Source organism: Vibrio sp. 2130-1 (genome assembly GCF_033339515.1).
In genome coordinates, this window is the sequence record NZ_JAWOUT010000434.1 from 1 (window position 1) to 619 (window position 619).

A 619-nucleotide genomic window follows, 5' to 3' on the forward strand; every position below is an offset into this window, starting at 1 on the left:
CAGTGTCCTGTTTGTGGTTCGCACGTAGAGCGTATCGAAGGGGAGGCGGTGACTCGATGTACTGGCGGTTTGGTCTGTCAAGCTCAACGTAAGCAAGCGCTCAAGCACTTCGTCTCACGTAAAGCGTTGGATGTTGATGGTTTAGGTGACAAAGTTATCGAGCAATTGGTCGATCGTGAAATGGTAGAAACCCCTGCCGATCTGTTCAAGCTTTCGGCTGGCGTATTAACCGTATTGGAGCGCATGGGGCCAAAATCTGCTCAAAACATTGTTAATGCGTTAGAAAAATCGAAGTTAACAACCTTGCCACGTTTCTTATACTCGTTAGGTATTCGAGAAGTGGGCGAGGCAACGGCGGCAAACCTAGCTCAACACTTTAAATCACTGGAAGCGATTCAAGCTGCAACGGAAGAACAACTTATTGCTGTTCAAGATATTGGTGTGGTAGTTGCGAAGCACATTACGACTTTCTTTGAAGAAGAGCAAAACCAAGCCGTTGTTCAAGATCTCCTTGTGCAAGGTATCCACTGGCCAGAAATTAGTGCACCTGAGCAAGGCGCAGAACTGCCACTAGAAGGTAAAACTGTCGTGCTAACGGGTACACTATCTCAACTTGGAC

The 619-nt window shown here is 47.2% G+C and carries 1 protein-coding gene; it reads left to right on the forward strand.

The annotated features are described in order from the left end of the window. On the forward strand, window positions 1–619 hold a 619-nt coding region (locus R7Q09_RS26680; protein WP_318144013.1), incomplete at both ends, for a helix-hairpin-helix domain-containing protein.